We start from the raw sequence: 16,741 nt of genomic DNA on the forward strand, positions 1-16,741 counted from the left end.
CGTGAGCCGAGCTACTTTACTCGGTGATCAACGTAACGAGGTCGACGTCGCCCGCGCCACACCCTAGTGTCCTGCGCTCTCGCGGGCCGCGACCTCGGGGAAACCAGCGCGGATCCGAGCGTCGACCCATGGCACAGGGGGTTGTTCATGGAACGCGTGGTCGACATCGCCGGATCGATCAACGGTCAGTTCGCTCTTCTCGCGTACCACGTGGTGGGCGAGGCGGCGGAACTCATCCGACGTCGCGCCTGCGTCACCGGTTTCGCCGGGCAGGTCCAGACCAAGAGCACCGCAACTGACCTGGTCACTGAGGTGGACCGGGCGTCGGAGAGCCTCATCCGGGCTCGTCTCCACCACTTCAGGCCGCGGGACACCGTGCTGGGCGAAGAGGGCTCGGACTCCATGGGGGACCCCAAGCAAGGGCAGCGACCGCCGGCCTGTTCGGTGGAGACCGACGAAACCGTGGCGTGCCGCTGGATCGTTGATCCCCTCGACGGAACGGCCAACTTCGTGCACGGCATCCCGGCCTATGCGGTGAGCCTCGCGTGCGAACGGGACGGACGGATCGTTGCCAGCGCGGTGGCCGATGTCGTTCAGCATCGAACGTATGTGGCCGCCCGAGGAATCGGAGCTTTTCTGGCCGACGTCGAGGGACGCACCGTTCGTCTTGAAGTGAGCCGTCCCGCGGAGCTGGGGCAGAGCATCGTGGCCACCGGCTTTTCCTGCATTCAGCAACGCCGCGCGGCACAATCCCGCGTCGCAGCCGAGCTCCTGCCCAAAGTGGCCGACCTGCGCCGTTTCGGCGCTGCCGCCCTGGACGGGTGCCTGGTGGCCGCCGGTGTCTTCGACGCCTACTTCGAACACGGCATCAGCGGATGGGATTTCGCAGGTGCCAACTTGGTTGCGGAAGAAGCCGGCGCCGTGGTGCGCGTTCCGAGTCCGGACGCCAGTTCGGTCGAGGGCGAGCTGGCCTTCATGTCCGCCCCGAGCATCGCTGATGACCTCACGGCACTCCTCGCATCCTGTGGTGCCTCAGGATGCCTGCCCCTCACCCAGTGATCGGCGCACGACGACGCCACAGCCGTGCTGAACGCCACGGCCAGCGTCCGGACGCACAGCCGGTCGTTCGATGAGGTCTGCCTCGCCGAATTCCCCGTTCGCGGACTCACCGTCCGCGGACACCCTCTTATTGTGTGGAAAAGAAGGAAGTCCAATGTCCGGATTGTTCCGACAGTTCGAATTGAAGAAGATCGCGCCCTTGGGCTTGTCGACCGCGGAGCAGCGCAGGCTGTGGTTCAGGAATTTCATCAAGGCATTCCTGGCGATATACCTGACTTACGCCTGCATGTATCTGATTCGCACCAACTTCAAGGCCGCTCAGCCCTCGCTCAAGGCCGATTTCGGAATTTCGACCCTGGAGCTGGGTTATATGGCTCTTCGCAGTTGAGGGGGTAGGTGGCTGAGCGCGTCGGTCGCCGGATGAGGGTCGAGGCCTTCCGATGATGGAAGTTCTCACACTGCCCATCTGCCGGAAGACCTCGACGTGCACCACGCTACCTTCGCGACCCCTGATCTGACCGTGTTCTGCCATCTCGACGAGCTCGGCCTCGTGGCCACCGGTCAGCTTTTTGAGCCGGATCGCGCGGTGATCGAGTGCCGCGTCGCCGAGCCGGATCCGTGGTGCCGGGGATGCGGTAGCCAGGCGCTCTCGCGCGGGACGGACACGCGGCGTCTCGCCCACGAGCCGTTCGGTCATCGCCCGACGACGCTGCTGGTCCGGGTCCGCCGCTACAAGTGCTCGGGATGCGGACGGTCCTGGCGTGAGGACCTCACGGCAGCGGCGCCCGAGCGAGCCAAGCTGTCCCGTAGCGGGATGCGGTGGGCGTTGGAAGCGCTCGTGATCGACCACCTCACCGTCGCCCGCGTCGCCGCCGGACTCGGTGTCGGTTGGCACACGGCGAACAACGCGGTCCTCGCTGAAGGGCGTCGAGTGCTGATCGACGATCCCGCCCGGTTCGACGGCGTCGCCGTGATCGGCGTCGACGAGCACGTCTGGCGCCACACGAGAGTCGGCGACAAGTACGTCACCGTCATCATCGACCTCACCCCGAACCGCGACAAGACCGGCCCCGCCCGTCTGCTGGACATGATCGAGGGTCGCTCGAAAGCCGTGTTCAAGACCTGGCTCGCCGCACGCCCGCAGGACTGGCGCGATGGTGTCGAGGTCGTCGCGATGGACGGGTTCACCGGCTTCAAGACCGCCGTCAGCGAGGAGCTCCCGGACGCGCAGGCGGTGATGGACCCGTTCCACGTCGTCCGCCTCGCCGGCGACGCCCTCGACACCTGCCGTCGTCGCGTCCAGCAGTGCCTGCACGGCCGGCGGGGCCGCAAAAACGATCCGCTCTACAAGGCCCGCCGCATCCTCCACACCGGCGCGCAGCTGCTCACTGACCGGCAGCAGACCCGTCTCGAGGCACTGTTCGCGGTCTCCGAGCACGTCGAGGTCGAGGCGACCTGGGGCATCTACCAGCGCGTGATCGCTGCCTACCGCGAACCCGATCGGAAGACGGCGAAGAAGCTGATGACAGCCGTCATCGATTCCGTCTCCAGCGGCGTCCCCGCCGCGCTCGTGGAGGTCCGCAAGCTCGGCCGCACGCTCAAGCAGCGCGCCGCCGACATCCTCGCGTTCTTCGACCGGCCCGGCACGTCCAACGGGCCAACAGAGGCGATCAACGGGCGCCTGGAACACCTCCGCGGCTCCGCCCTCGGATTCCGGAACCTCACGAACTACATAGCCCGATCGCTGCTCGACACCGGCGGCTTCAGGAACCACCTACACCCTCAAATGCGATGAGCCGGTTAGGCTCTTCGCAGTTGAGGGGGTAGGTGGCTGAGCGCGTCGGTCGCCGGATGAGGGTCGAGGCCTTCCGATGATGGAAGTTCTCACACTGACCATCTGCCGGAAGACCTCGACGTGCACCACGCTACCTTCGCGACCCCTGATCTGACCGTGTTCTGCCATCTCGACGAGCTCGGCCTCGTGGCCACCGGTCAGCTTTTTGAGCCGGATCGCGCGGTGATCGAGTGCCGCGTCGCCGAGCCGGATCCGTGGTGCCGGGGATGCGGTAGCCAGGCGCTCTCGCGCGGGACGGACACGCGGCGTCTCGCCCACGAGCCGTTCGGTCATCGCCCGACGACGCTGCTGGTCCGGGTCCGCCGCTACAAGTGCTCGGGATGCGGACGGTCCTGGCGTGAGGACCTCACGGCAGCGGCGCCCGAGCGAGCCAAGCTGTCCCGTAGCGGGATGCGGTGGGCGTTGGAAGCGCTCGTGATCGACCACCTCACCGTCGCCCGCGTCGCCGCCGGACTCGGTGTCGGTTGGCACACGGCGAACAACGCGGTCCTCGCTGAAGGGCGTCGAGTGCTGATCGACGATCCCGCCCGGTTCGACGGCGTCGCCGTGATCGGCGTCGACGAGCACGTCTGGCGCCACACGAGAGTCGGCGACAAGTACGTCACCGTCATCATCGACCTCACCCCGAACCGCGACAAGACCGGCCCCGCCCGTCTGCTGGACATGATCGAGGGTCGCTCGAAAGCCGTGTTCAAGACCTGGCTCGCCGCACGCCCGCAGGACTGGCGCGATGGTGTCGAGGTCGTCGCGATGGACGGGTTCACCGGCTTCAAGACCGCCGTCAGCGAGGAGCTCCCGGACGCGCAGGCGGTGATGGACCCGTTCCACGTCGTCCGCCTCGCCGGCGACGCCCTCGACACCTGCCGTCGTCGCGTCCAGCAGTGCCTGCACGGCCGGCGGGGCCGCAAAAACGATCCGCTCTACAAGGCCCGCCGCATCCTCCACACCGGCGCGCAGCTGCTCACTGACCGGCAGCAGACCCGTCTCGAGGCACTGTTCGCGGTCTCCGAGCACGTCGAGGTCGAGGCGACCTGGGGCATCTACCAGCGCGTGATCGCTGCCTACCGCGAACCCGATCGGAAGACGGCGGAGAAGCTGATGACAGCCGTCATCGATTCCGTCTCCAGCGGCGTCCCCGCCGCGCTCGTGGAGGTCCGCAAGCTCGGCCGCACGCTCAAGCAGCGCGCCGCCGACATCCTCGCGTTCTTCGACCGGCCCGGCACGTCCAACGGGCCAACAGAGGCGATCAACGGGCGCCTGGAACACCTCCGCGGCTCCGCCCTCGGATTCCGGAACCTCACGAACTACATAGCCCGATCGCTGCTCGACACCGGCGGCTTCAGGAACCACCTACACCCTCAAATGCGATGAGCCCGATATGGTCCCCAAGCGCGGACTCAGCGTATCCAACGGTATGGCCGGCCTCTTCGGCTACATGTTCGGCGACTCGATGGCAAAAGTGGGCCTTGCGGCGATCGCAGATCCCAAGCGAGATGGTTTGAACATCTTCGGATGGGTTCTCCATGGATGGGGATCCGTTTTCTCGGTCATGTATGTGGCCTGCGTGGTCTGCGCCGCGCTCTTGGTTGTCGTAGCCGTGGCCGAGGAACGGAAGATCCGTTTCTTGAGCAAGGCTGCCAAGGCCAAATACGAGGAGAAGATGAAAGCCTGAACCACCAGGACGGGCGCGCACCGCATTGCCGCTTCGGCGCACGACGCCGTCTGACACCCTCGCGAGGTGGCAATTCCGTGCGGTTTCGGCGGCAAATTCCGCACAAAGTTGCCACCTCGCCAGACAGAACGCACAACACTGCCACCTCGGCGCCCGACGCCGCACAATTCGACGCCCGACGTCGCACAAAACTGCCACTTCGACCCAGGACCCGCTGAGATCAGCGCGAAGTGGCACTCCCGTGCGGAAATCCTCCCGAGGTGGCACTCCCGTGCAGTTTCGACGCCCAAAATCGCACAAAGCTGCCACCTCGAGCCAGAATCCGCACGAAACTGCCACCTCGGCACCTCACCCCGCCGATCCTGCCCGCCCGAACAGCGCCTTGCCCAACAGGGCGACGAGTTGCCGGACTTCCGACTCGTCCAGCTTGGAGAGGGTCACCCGCTGGGCTCGGAAGATGCGCTCGCGCGCGTTCCGACAGACCTCGTTCCCCTCCCGCGTGGCCTTGACCCTGCGGATCCGCCGGTCCCGCTCGTCCGGGACCCGCTCGACCAGCCCCTCTCCTTGCAGTCGATCGACGAGGGCCACGATCTGACTGGGATCCAGGGTCAGCATCTCGGCCAATGCCTTCTGCGTCGGGGCACTCTCCTCCCCAGCCAGGCTCAGGACGCTGAAGGACCTGGCATTCAGCCCGAAGTCTCTCAGTTCCCGATTCGCATCCAGGGTTCCGACGGCACCCAGCTTCTCCAGCAGGAAGACCGCGTCCCGCGCGATTTCCGTCGACTCCAGCCCGCTCGCCGACCCGTGCGCCGGCCCGCACAGGTCGGCCTTCGGCGGTTTCGATTCACCTCGATCAGTCATACGGACATCATAGAACGAACCAATGATTGACAATTTCAATTATTTGGGTTTTGGTGACTGAAGATGTAACCCGAATCACGCTAGGAGTGGACATGACCCTGAAGGACAAAGCCGTCATCGTGACCGGGGCCGGGGCCGGGCTCGGGCTCGCCTACGCCCGCGAGATCGCTCGTCAGGGTGCCAAGGTGGTCGTCAACGACGTCGATCAGAAGGTTGCCGACGACGCCGTCGCGCTGATCCGCGGCGAAGGCGGCACGGCCACGGCGTGTGCGGTCGCGGTCGGGACCACCGAGGCGGCCACGCTCCTGGTCCGAACAGCGCTCGAGGCGTTCGGTCGACTCGACGGGTTGGTGACCAACGCCGGGATCCTCCGCGACAAGTCCCTGCTCAAGATGCAGGACGAGGATTTCGACGCCGTCATCCAGGTCCATCTGCGAGGCACCTTCACGTGCGTTCGTGAGGTCTTCCGGCATTTCAAGGAGAACGACGTCCAGGGGTCGATCGTGTGCATCGGTTCGCCCACCGGACAACGGGGAAACTTCGGGCAGACCAACTACGCCGCGGCCAAGGCCGGAATCATCGGCATGGTCCGCACGTGGGCCCTCGAGATGAAGAAGGCGGGCGTCCAGATCAACGCGGCCGTTCCCGTCGCCTCGACCGCCATGACCCGCACGGTCCCCTATTTCCAGAAGGCCATCGAGGCTGAGGACGACGGCCGACCGATGCCCTCGTTCTTCCGTCACGACCTCGGGTTCGGGACCGCGGACGACGTCGCCGGCCTCGTTGCGTACCTGGTCGGCGGCGATCTCGGTGAGAGCGGGCAGGTCATCGGCGTCGGCGGTGACCGACTGCAGGTGTGGACCCACCCGCAGCCCGAGGCGACCGAGTACCGCGACGGCGGCTGGGACTTCGACCGGCTCGCCGCGGACCTCCCTGCCCTGGTCGACCAGCACCGCCAGTCGGTCGGGGAAGAATTCCTGCCCCTCCCGGATGATCTCCGCCCCGAGGAGAAGTGACCATGACTCGTTACGTATGCGCCGTCGATCCCGCCGCCGTCTCGGCCATCGACGTCCACACCCACATCGAACAGGATTCCCACGGCCACGAGTCGATGCCCCACGAGTTCATCGCGGCGTCGGAGAAGTACTTCAAGGCCGGCGACCGGACGCCGCACCTCGAGACCATCGCTGAGCGGTACCGCGAGTGGGGCATGGCCGCCGTGGTCTTCACGGTCGACTCGGAGTCGGCCACCGGCCACCCTCCGATCAGTTCGGAGGAGATCGCCACACAGGCCGCGGACCACGCGGACGTGCTGATTCCTTTCGGGTCAGTCGACCCCCGCAAGGGGCGGTCCGCGGTGGAGCAGGCCAGGAGGCTCGTCGAGGACAACGGGGTCATGGGGTTCAAGTTTCACCCCTCGCTGCAGGATTTCGACCCGTCCGATGACGCGTTCTTCCCCCTCTGGTCGGAGATCTCGGACCTCGGCGTTCCGGCGCTGTTCCACACCGGTCAGAACGGCATCGGCGCGGGACTGCGCGGCGGGGGCGGCATCAAACTGTCCAGGTCGAACCCGCTGCTCCTGGACGAGATCGCCGCCGAATTCCCGGATCTGGACGTGATCATGGCCCACCCCTCGGTTCCCTGGCAGGAGGAGGCCAACTCGATCGCGACGCACAAGTCCAACGTCTGGATCGACCTGTCCGGGTGGTCGCCGAAGTACTTCCCCAATTCTCTGGTCGCGTCCGCCAACCGATTCTTCCCCGACCGGGTCCTCTTCGGCACGGACTACCCCTTGATCCCGCCCGACAAGTGGCTTCGGGCCTTCGAGGAACGCGAGTTCCGTGACGAGATCCGGGAGGACATCCTCAAGAACAACGTCGCCCGTCTTCTCGGCCTGGCCCCGGAAGACTCCGCGAAGAAGGAGGACTGACCCATGCCCCAGACCGCCGACCCGAACCGCTCGCTGTTCCCGGTGTCCGATCCCCTGGGCGTCTCCGCGTCGCTGACCGACGCCGAGCGCGGCCTGCTCGAAGCGCTCGAACGGACTCTGGCGGACGACGTCGCCCCCTACGTCAACGACGCGTGGGACCAGGGACGTTTCCCCGACCGCATCGTCCGGCCCCTCGTGGACCTGGACCTGGTGGAGCCGGCCATGCTCGACGCCGATCCTCGTCCATTGTTCCGGGGGCTCCGATGCTTCACGCTCGCGAAGACCGACGCGTCCGTCGCCACGTTCCACACGGCCCAGGCCGGGTTGTTCCGCACGGCCGTTCTCGAGGGCGGGGATGAGGAGACGATCCGCGAGTGGAGGCCCAAGATCGCCTCGTGGGAACGGTTCGGGGTCTTCTGCCTGACGGAACCCGACCACGGTTCGGATGTGGCCGGCGGCCTCGCGACCACGGCCCGGCGCGAAGGCGACGCGTGGCGGCTGACCGGGGCCAAACGATGGATCGGCGGCGCGACCCAGGCCGATTGGCTGGCCGTCTTCGCCCGGGATGAGAACGACGACGAGGTCAAGGGATTCCTCGTCCCGACCGATGCCCCCGGGGTCGAGATGGAGACGATTCAGGGCAAGGCCGCCCTGCGGATCGTGCAGAACGCCCACATCACCCTGGACGACGTCGAGGTCCCCGAATCGATGCGCCTCAAGAACGTCCGATCCTTCCAGGACGTCGCGAGAATGTTGCGCCTCATGCGCTCCGACGTCGCGTGGATCGCGGCGGGTGTGGCCGCCGGCTCCCTCGAAGCGGCCCTCCGCTACGTCACGGGCCGCGAACAGTTCGGCATGTCCGTCGGCTCCTTCCAGCTGATCCAGGAGAAGCTCGCCCGCATGCAGGGAAATGTGGCCCAGGCCGTGTCGATGTGCGCGTCCCTCTCCGAGGCGCAGGAGAACGGGTCCTACCGGGACGAGCACTCGGCCCTGACCAAAGCGACCGTGTGCCTCCGGATGCGCGAAACCGTGGCTCTGGCCCGGGAGGTCTGCGGCGGAAACGGGATCACGTTGGAGGCCGACGTCGCCCGCTTCTTCGCCGACGCCGAGGCCATCTACTCCTACGAGGGGACGCACGAGATCAACAGCCTGATCGTGGGGCGCTCGCTGACAGGGATCGGCGCCTTCGTTCCACGGCGCAGGAGCTGACACGACAGGTCCAGGACAAAGGAGTTCCCATGACCATCATCGACTACGGGATAGGCACCTACCCGGCCCGCCGCGCCAAGATTCGCGGCGACGACGTCGCCATCTCCTTCGAGGGCGAGGACACGACCTACGCCCAGTTCGCGGGTCGCGTGACCCGCCTCGCCAACTCCCTCAAGGATCTCGGCGTATCGCCCGGGGACCGAGTCGCCTACGCCGGGTTCAATCATCCGGCGCTGCTGGAGACGTTCTTCGCCACGACCCTCGTCGGCGCGGCGTGCGTGCTGGTCAACCCGCGCCTCGCCGCCCCCGAGGTCGAGTACATTCTGCGGGATTGCACGCCGTCGGTCGTTTTCTTCGGCGAGGACCAGGCCCAGAATGCCGAGCGGCTGCGCGCCGGGACCGCCCCGGAGGTCCGGTGGTTCGGCGTCGACGACGGCGGCTTCGAGTCGCTGCTCGCCGCCGGGTCGGACGACGACGCCGTGGTGCCCCTCGACGAGGACGACACGGCGCTCATCATGTACACCTCGGGAACCACGGGCAATCCCAAAGGCGTCATGCTGAGCCATCGCGCCCTGTTGTTCCAGTATTTCAACGCGATCCTCGGTGAGGACTTCCGCCAGGACGACGTCAACCTGTCCGTCGCACCCCTGTTCCACATCGCCGGCCTGAACATGTTGGCGGTCCCGACCTTCATGATGGGCGGGCGCATCATCATCCACCGGCGCTTCAAGGCCTCGGAGGCTCTTCGCGCACTCGCCGAGCATCGCGTGAACTCCGCATTCATGGTTCCGGCGATGCTCGACGCCGTCGCCCACGAGGAGGGCTTCGACGCCGCCGACCTGTCCATGCTGCGCAACCTCATGGTCGGTGGGGCGCCGCTCCCGGAGCGCATGTTCACGACCTGGGCGAGCAAAGGAATCTCGATCAGCCAGGGGTTCGGCATGACCGAGACGGCCCCGGGGATCCGCATGCTCGACCAGCGCGACGGGATCGTCAAGGCCGGGACGGCGGGGAGGGAGCACTTCTTCACCGAGTCACGCGTCGTCGACCTCAACGGGGAGGACGTCGCGCCCGACGAACCCGGAGAAATCTGGGCCCACGGCCCCAACCTCATGACCGGTTACTGGGGCAAACCCGACGAGACCGCGGCGGTCCTCCAGGACGGGTGGTACCACACCGGCGACATCGGAAGCCTGGACTCGGACGACTACCTCCGCATTCACGACCGTATGAAGGACATGTACATCTCCGGCGGCGAGAACGTGTACCCCGCCGAGGTGGAGAACGCGCTGCTCAACATCGCCGGGGTCGCCGAGGCCGCGGTGATCGGCGTCGACGACGACCGGTGGGGCGAGTCCGGAGTTGCTTTCGTGGTTCTCGAACCCGGGGAGGACCGAACCGGGGACGACATTCGGGGGGACGCTCAGACACGGCTGGCCAAGTACAAGGTGCCGCGCGAGGTGCTCGTCGTCGACGACATGCCCAGGACCACGACCGGGAAGATCCGCAAGAACATCCTGCGGAAGACCTACTGAATTCTGCCCTTCCGACCGAGGACGGGCGACAACGACAACGACAGGAGTACATCATGACCGCCAAGAACGTCACGCTGGCCGAACTGCAGGACCTCGTGGGCCAGGAGCTCGGCCCCTGCGAGGCCCGTGAAATCACGCAGGACCAGGTCAACACCTTCGCGGATGCGACCGGGGACCACCAGTACATCCACGTGGACCCCGAGCGCGCCGCAGAGGGCCCGTACGGCACGACCATCGCCCACGGATTCCTGACCCTGTCCCTGACCCTTCCGATGTTCGCCGAGATCCTCGAGGTCACGGACGTGTCCGCCAAGATCAACTACGGCCTGGAGAAAGTGCGTTTCCCCGCACCGGTGAAGGTCGGCGAGCGCGTTTCGATGACCTCGGTCGTCGCGGACGTGAAGGAGATCGACGGCGGGGTCCAGCTCGAGGTGGACAACGCCGTCACGGCCGAGGGCGCATCCAAGCCGGCCGTCGTCGCCCGATCCGTCCTGCGCTTCTACTCGTGATGCGTCGGCGTCCGTCGGCAGAAAGTTGAGAGAGCCATGAGCACCACCGATCCGAATACCACGTCGGCCCACCTCAGGGCCCGGGATCTCCAGCGTGAGGCGAGAAGGGTCATCGCGTCGAGCTTCATCGGCAGCACGATCGAGTACTACGACTTCCTGCTCTACGCGACCGCAACAGCCCTCGTGTTCCCGCACGTGTTCTTCACCAACCTGGACCCGTTGGCCGGCGCCATCGCTTCTGCGGGGACCTTCGCGGCGGGATACATCGCTCGGCCTCTGGGAGGTGCCGTGTTCGGCCACTTCGGCGATCGCCTCGGTCGGAAGAAGATGCTGGTGCTGTCGATGGTGGCCATGGGCTCCGCATCCACGCTGATCGGGCTGGTTCCCGGTCAGGCGAGCATCGGCTCCTGGGGCGCGATCATCCTGATCGTGCTCAGGGTCCTGCAGGGTATCGCCATCGGGGGCGAGTGGGGCGGAGCTGCTCTCATGGCCCTCGAACACGCCAAAGGCGGCCGGCGAGGGTTCGCGGCGTCGTTCACGAATGCCGGAGCGCCCATGGGTGCCGCTCTGGGCACCACGGTCATGGGTCTGGCCAATCACTGGACGGGTGACGCCTTCCTCGAATGGGGCTGGCGCATCCCGTTCCTGCTGAGCGTGGTGCTGCTCGCGGTCGGCGTCTTCATCCGGTCCAAGATCTCCGAATCACCGATCTTCCGGGAGGCGGTCGAGGAGGAGAGGAAACAGGGCGACCGGCCCAAGCTGCCGATCTGGCAGATTCTGAGGCGACCGAAGAACCTGATCCTGGTCATGCTGGGAGGCGCGGGCGGATTTGCGCTCCAGGCGGTCATCTCGATCTTCGCCGTGGGATACGCGGTCGACCACGGGGCGGACCGGTCCACGGTCCTGTATCTGTTCGCGGCGGCGTCGATCGTCAGCATCCCGTGCGTCGTGGGTTGGGCCCGGTTGTCCGACGTCGTCGGCCGGAAGCCGGTGATGATCGGGGGAACCGTTGTCTATCTGCTGCTGATCTTCCCGATGTTCTCCTGGTACGCGTCGGGTCAGGCCGGTTGGATCTTCCTGGCCATGGCGATCGGCCTCTGCTCCCATGCCGCGATCTTCGGTCCCCTCGCGGCGTTCGTGTCCGAACAATTCGGAACCACCGCACGCTATACGGGCGCGTCCCTGGGGTACCAGTTGGCGACGCTCATCGGGGCCGGGTTCACCCCCACGATCATCACGTCGATCTTCGCCAAGGCCGGCGGGGAGATCGCTCCGGTCCTGTGGTACCTGATCGGGATGGGCGCCCTCTCGGGGATCTTCATCCTGCTCACGCGGGAGTCCAAGAACAACGATCTGGAAACCTACGAGCACTGAGTCGATCGGGGCCGCGCCCGGGCGCGAGGTGGCAATTCTGTGCGTCGCGCGTGGCGAGGTGGCAATCCCGTGCGTCGCGCGTGCCGAGGTGGCAATCCCGTGCGTCGCGCGTTCCGAGGTGGCAATTTTGGGACGAAAAACGGCGAATTCAGTCCCAAAATTGCCACCTCGGCGGAAGAACCGCACCGCATTGCCACCTCGGGAGCAGACGACGCCGCCCAGACGACGCCGCCCAACGCCCAGACGACGCCGCCCCGCTTCGCTCCACCAATCACCGGATCAGTAGACTGCTCGTGCGTTCCATGACAACCACGCCGCACGTCAGGGACCGGTTCTTCCGCGTCCTCGTCGTCCGCGACACAAGACAAGGAGGCACCCCGTGAGCGAGTCCCCGGTCAGCAACCAGTCCGCGTATCAGGGAAAGGTCGCGGTGATCACCGGGTCCTCCCGAGGCATCGGCAGGAGACTCGCGCTCGACCTGGCTGCGCAAGGCGCCTCCGTCGTCGTGAACTACCGGACGAATCACGAACTCGCCGCCGAGGTTGTGGCAGAAGCCGAGCGCCTGGGCGGGCACGCGATTGCGGTCCGGGCCGACGTCGAAACCCCCGAGGGCGTGACCGCGCTCTTCGACGCCGTCGCGGAGCAGTACGGCCGCCTGGACGTGTTCGTCAACAACGCGGCCGCGGCAGCCTTCAAGAAGATCATGGATCTGAAACCCCACCATCTCGACCGCTCGTACGCCATGAACGTCCGCCCCTTCGTTCTCGGCGCCCAGGAGGCCGTCAAGCTCATGGACGACGGCGGCCAGATCGTCGCGGTCACGAGCTACGGGAGTCGCCAAGGTTTCGCGACCTACGCCGCCCTGGGATCCTACAAGGCGGCCGTGGAGTCATTCGTCCGCTACATGGCCGTGGAGTTCGCACCGTACGGAATCACCGTGAACGGGGTCAATGGCGGGCTCATCGATTCGGACAGTCTGGCCTTCTTCTACGGCCAGGAGGGCATGCCGGATATGCAGCAGGTGGTCGACCAGATTCCTCTCCAGCGTCCCGGCACCGTGGAGGACATGGCCAACGCGATCGAGTTCCTCATCTCTCCGCAGGCTGGTTACATTACGGGGCAGACGATCGTCGTCGACGGCGGTCTCACGGTTTCCGCTCCGCCGCGGTATTCGGAGGTTTCCGGCCCGATGCCCCTGCCCGAACGCCCCACCCGGTCCTGACGGATCGGGCCTGACCCGGAAGGTCGGGACCGTAGTCATCACGCGTTACTGAGCACCGCCGAGAACACGACGAGAACGGGCACCGCCACGATGAGGCTGAGCAGCACCGCGTCGCGAGCGAGCGCCGTCGATCCGGGGTAGCGCAGCGAGTAGACGTACACGTTCTGGGCGGTAGGCAGGGCCGAACAGAGCACCGGCGCGAGCAGCTCCTTGCCGCTGAACCCGAAGACCCAGGAGCCGATCACGACCGCGACGAGCGGAGCCGCAACGGTCTTCAGCGCAACGGCCAGGACGATGCCGGCAGTGTCGCCGTTCCGGAACGGCCTGCCGTTTCGTCTGAGGGACATGCCGAAGGCGAGCAGCATGAGCGGCACGGTCGCCTGGCCCACGAGCTCGAACGGGGTCAGGACCGGATCCGGGAGATCGAGGCCCAGGGCGTTGACCGCGACGCCGGCGAGTGAAGCCACCACCACCGGGTTGCTCAGGGGCCGAAGGAACCGCCGCCACGCGCTGCCGCCGGAAGAGCTGATGAGGTCCAGCAATGCCAGGACGATCGGTGCGACCAGGACGAGTTGAAACAGCAGGACGGGCGGGATGATCTCGGCGCTGCCGAGGACGTACGTCGCGATGGGCAGACCGAGGTTGGCGGCGTTGACGTAGCTCGAGGCGAGGGCGCCGATCAGGGCCCGTTGCACGCCCCAGCGCGCTATCGCGGCCACCACGACGAACACCACCATCATGGTTACGGACGAGAGAACCACCACCAGGGCGTCGGGGTGCACGAGTCCCGCGAGGTCCGACGTCGCGAGGGTGGAGAACATGAAGGCAGGGAAGGCGAGGGTGAAGGCCGTCTTCGAGAGAACCTGGTCACCGTGTTCGCCCAGCAGGCCGATGCGCGACACCACCCATCCGACGGCGATGATGCTGCCCACCACAGCGAATCCGATCAGCACTCCGCCCACGGGGCCCCTTTCCTCGACGTGCTGCTCCATCGTCGCCGGAGGGGCGCCCCCGCGTCCAAGACCGATTGCGGCACGTGACGATACCCCGAAGGTATGACTCCCGGGTTCGGGCGCGAGGTGGCGATTTCGTGCGGCATCGACCGCGAGGTGGCAGCTTTGTGCGGCGTCGACCGCGAGGTGGCAGTTTTGTGCGATTTTTGCCGCGAAATCCGCACGAAACTGCCACCTCGGGGGGGTCGGCGCGGCGGCTCGGCGTGGCGACGACGTCGTGCCCCCGTCCCCCACCCGGCGCGCGGTTGGGTGGGGGATACCCGAATACGAGGTGTTTTCCTCCGTTAGGTGGGGCTTGCACCGCCTCCTCACGACGGAAAAGCGCACCGAATCGGGCAACCACCACCCAACGCGGCAGGTTGCCGGGCGGGGCTTATAAGGCGGGGTCTGCGGTCACGCGAGCCAAGACGCCCCGAGGCCCAGGGGTCCCGAGGATCAACCCCGTCGGTGCCAATGCCTGTTGCCTTGGAAGGCCTTCCAGTTGTTCTTCCACCACTGCCGCCATGTCGGCTTCACCGTGGACGGCTTGGATTCGACCGGGTCCGGCGTGGGTGTCGGTGTCGGAGTCGGTGCGGGGGCGGGATCCGGGGCGGCCTCCACCGGGGCGACCGCCGCGACGGACGCGGCAGCGTTGATCAGGCCCGCCCCGCACACGCCCTCGCAGGACTGATCCAGTGGAACGGCCTTCTCCTTGAGGACCTCCTCGATCCTCGCCGGCGTCAGGCCCGGATCGACCGACTTCAAGAGCGCGGCGGTCCCGGACACGTGCGGCGCGGCCATCGAGGTCCCTTGGTAGGAGACGTAGGTCGGCTCCTCCGGTGTCGTGGCCCCCGTGTTCAAGGTCGAGAGGATCCCGCCTCCGCGCTCCCGGGTGTCTCCGCCGGGCGCGGCGACATCGACCACGTTCCCGAAGTTGGAGTACGGAGCAATCTTCCCGTGAGAGTCCGAGGCGGCAACCGTCACCACGTTCTTGCAGCTGGCGGGGAAGAACTCGGCGGCGTCGGCCTTGCTGTTGCCTGCCGAGACCACGACCGTGGACCCGCGCGCCACGGCACCGTCGATCGCGTTCTGGGCTGCGCGTCCGCACTGGTGGCGGCCTCCCAAGGACATGTTGATGACCTGAGCCGGGGTCTGGTTCTTCGGGACACCGGGAACATCGCCGCCTGACGCCCACACGATCGCGTCGGCGATGTCGGAGGTGCTGCCGCCACACTTCCCCAGGACTCGGACCGGTTGGATCTTCGCCTCGGGTGCGACGCCGATGACCCCCTGCTCGTTATTGCCCACCGCGGCGATGGTTCCGGCAACGTGGGTGCCGTGCCAGCTGGACTTGGCCTTGCGGTCGTTGTCGCCGCACTCGCGGGGACCGAACCAGTCGCCCTCGTCCTGGGGGTTGGCGTCCCGACCATTGCCGTCGCGCGCAGCCTCCTCGCGGGAGATGAAATCGTAACCGGGAATCAGGTTCGCTTCCAGGTCAGGGTGCTTGGTGATACCGGTGTCCAGGACAGCGACAGTCGTGTCCTTGCCCTGGGTGGTCTTCCAGGCATCGGGTACGTGTGCACCCCACTGACCGTGCAGACCCCACAGCGACGAATACATGGTGTCGTTGGGGTCGGCAGGTTTGTCGTCGTCGTCCTTCGGGGCTTCACCGGCCCTCTCGTCCGCGATGGTGACCAGTGCGTCCGGCTCGACGTAGTCCACCGTGTCCGACTGCGCCAGCTTCTCCATGAACTCGGCGGATTCTTTCGGGTCGAGCTTCTGCTCGGTCGCGACGACGCTTCCGTCCGCCGTCTCCCTCACGACGTCGGCCGACGTACCCACGGCCTTCTCGGCCACGTCCACGGCGCGGTCCCGATCTTCGGAGGATCGGCTGTCACCCGCGAAGGTGACGATGAACCGGTCCAGGCCCTCCGCATTCGGGTCGATGTGCTCGTGCTCCGTCTGAACGGCCGAACGGTCCTCGGGGGACGCGGGCACCGGCTCCATCGCCGACGCCCCGTCGGCAAGCCCCCATGCCGAAAACACCACGGTCGCCATCGTGACGGCGCAAGCATTTCGCGCGGTCCTTGTGAGTCGACGCCCCAGGGAACATTGTTTCCCTTTGTCAAAAACGATCATATTTCTCCCCATAGTGCGGTAATTCAAAATGAGGATGAACGACGCCGACCGAGCGACTCCATCCCCATCATGGCGCTGATCCGCGGGATCTTCGCGCGCACGAAGGAGAAATTTACAACAGATTCTTTGAATCCAGAAGTGCCGATGCTCACATAGAAAAACTATGTTTTAGAGGGGGTGGGGACGGAAATTATTGTTCCTGCTCGTTGTGCCTGATGACCGAGGTATTCCGGGGCGGTGCGTGGTGGCGCGAGCTGGCCCGCACCGGCCCGCGCCCCGCGCCTTCCCCCGCACCCACACCGGCGCTCGCGCTTGCGCCCGCGCCTGCACCCGCGCCCGTGCCCGCGCCTTCCTCGCGAGGTGGCAGTTTCGTGCGCGAAATCC

At 66.5% G+C, this 16,741-nt stretch carries 15 protein-coding genes; 12 read left to right on the forward strand and 3 right to left on the reverse strand.

The annotated features are described in order from the left end of the window. The first annotated feature begins 147 nt into the window (after window positions 1-147). The 5 genes from ACTSLZ_RS01195 to ACTSLZ_RS01215 all read left to right on the forward strand — a co-directional run bounded on the left by ACTSLZ_RS01195 (window position 148) and on the right by ACTSLZ_RS01215 (window position 4,586). The gene (locus ACTSLZ_RS01195; protein WP_443095439.1) at window positions 148-1,059 is read left to right on the forward strand and encodes an inositol monophosphatase family protein; all 912 of its coding nucleotides are present in this window, start codon (window positions 148-150) and stop codon (window positions 1,057-1,059) included. A 154-nt stretch (window positions 1,060-1,213) separates the two neighbouring features. Then, the gene (locus ACTSLZ_RS01200) at window positions 1,214-1,447 is read left to right on the forward strand and encodes a hypothetical protein (RefSeq protein ID WP_443095440.1); all 234 of its coding nucleotides are present in this window, start codon (window positions 1,214-1,216) and stop codon (window positions 1,445-1,447) included. A gap of 96 nt (window positions 1,448-1,543) precedes the next feature. Further along, window positions 1,544-2,854 (forward strand): ISL3 family transposase, encoded by a 1,311-nt coding sequence (locus ACTSLZ_RS01205; RefSeq protein WP_179628043.1) that lies wholly within the window; start codon window positions 1,544-1,546, stop codon window positions 2,852-2,854. Between the two features lie 120 nt (window positions 2,855-2,974). Beyond that, window positions 2,975-4,285, forward strand: a complete 1,311-nt coding sequence (locus ACTSLZ_RS01210) for an ISL3 family transposase (protein WP_443094785.1) — start codon at window positions 2,975-2,977, stop codon at window positions 4,283-4,285. A gap of 7 nt (window positions 4,286-4,292) precedes the next feature. Next, complete coding sequence (locus tag ACTSLZ_RS01215) at window positions 4,293-4,586, forward strand: hypothetical protein (protein WP_443095441.1); 294 nt, start codon at window positions 4,293-4,295, stop codon at window positions 4,584-4,586. A 348-nt stretch (window positions 4,587-4,934) separates the two neighbouring features. Here the strand turns inward: ACTSLZ_RS01215 and ACTSLZ_RS01220 are convergent, their stop codons facing one another. Next, a complete protein-coding gene (locus ACTSLZ_RS01220; RefSeq protein ID WP_443095442.1) occupies window positions 4,935-5,447 on the reverse strand; it encodes a MarR family winged helix-turn-helix transcriptional regulator in 513 nt (170 codons plus the stop codon). Window positions 5,448-5,539: 92 nt separating this feature from the next. On the opposite strand from ACTSLZ_RS01220, the gene ACTSLZ_RS01225 reads away from it, so the two are divergent. The 7 genes from ACTSLZ_RS01225 to ACTSLZ_RS01255 all read left to right on the forward strand — a co-directional run bounded on the left by ACTSLZ_RS01225 (window position 5,540) and on the right by ACTSLZ_RS01255 (window position 13,226). After that, window positions 5,540-6,463, forward strand: a complete 924-nt coding sequence (locus ACTSLZ_RS01225; protein ID WP_443095443.1) for an SDR family NAD(P)-dependent oxidoreductase — start codon at window positions 5,540-5,542, stop codon at window positions 6,461-6,463. A gap of 2 nt (window positions 6,464-6,465) precedes the next feature. After that, window positions 6,466-7,377 carry an amidohydrolase family protein gene (locus tag ACTSLZ_RS01230; protein WP_443095444.1) on the forward strand — a complete coding sequence of 304 codons (912 nt, stop codon included), beginning with the start codon at window positions 6,466-6,468 and terminating at the stop codon, window positions 7,375-7,377. Between the two features lie 3 nt (window positions 7,378-7,380). After that, complete coding sequence (locus ACTSLZ_RS01235) at window positions 7,381-8,586, forward strand: acyl-CoA dehydrogenase family protein (protein ID WP_443095445.1); 1,206 nt, start codon at window positions 7,381-7,383, stop codon at window positions 8,584-8,586. 29 nt (window positions 8,587-8,615) lie between these two features. Next, on the forward strand, window positions 8,616-10,121 hold the full coding sequence (locus ACTSLZ_RS01240; RefSeq protein ID WP_443095446.1) for an acyl-CoA synthetase: 1,506 nt from the start codon (window positions 8,616-8,618) through the stop codon (window positions 10,119-10,121). 53 nt (window positions 10,122-10,174) lie between these two features. Continuing rightward, complete coding sequence (locus tag ACTSLZ_RS01245) at window positions 10,175-10,630, forward strand: MaoC family dehydratase (protein ID WP_129316494.1); 456 nt, start codon at window positions 10,175-10,177, stop codon at window positions 10,628-10,630. 36 nt (window positions 10,631-10,666) lie between these two features. Then, window positions 10,667-12,004, forward strand: coding sequence for an MFS transporter (locus tag ACTSLZ_RS01250; protein ID WP_129316495.1), 1,338 nt, complete (start codon window positions 10,667-10,669; stop codon window positions 12,002-12,004). 379 nt (window positions 12,005-12,383) lie between these two features. Beyond that, window positions 12,384-13,226 (forward strand): SDR family oxidoreductase, encoded by an 843-nt coding sequence (locus ACTSLZ_RS01255; RefSeq protein ID WP_443095447.1) that lies wholly within the window; start codon window positions 12,384-12,386, stop codon window positions 13,224-13,226. Between the two features lie 38 nt (window positions 13,227-13,264). Here ACTSLZ_RS01255 and ACTSLZ_RS01260 read toward each other — a convergent pair whose 3' ends face one another. Together ACTSLZ_RS01260 and ACTSLZ_RS01265 are read right to left on the reverse strand one after the other, a co-directional pair. Continuing rightward, window positions 13,265-14,188: an AEC family transporter gene (locus tag ACTSLZ_RS01260; RefSeq protein ID WP_443095448.1), complete on the reverse strand. Its 924-nt coding sequence runs from the start codon at window positions 14,186-14,188 to the stop codon at window positions 13,265-13,267. A gap of 486 nt (window positions 14,189-14,674) precedes the next feature. Beyond that, a complete protein-coding gene (locus ACTSLZ_RS01265) occupies window positions 14,675-16,267 on the reverse strand; it encodes a S8 family peptidase (protein WP_443095449.1) in 1,593 nt (530 codons plus the stop codon). Between the last annotated feature and the right edge of the window lie 474 nt (window positions 16,268-16,741).

The organism is Rothia koreensis (assembly GCF_052232265.1).
GTDB classification, from domain to species: domain Bacteria; phylum Actinomycetota; class Actinomycetes; order Actinomycetales; family Micrococcaceae; genus Rothia; species Rothia koreensis.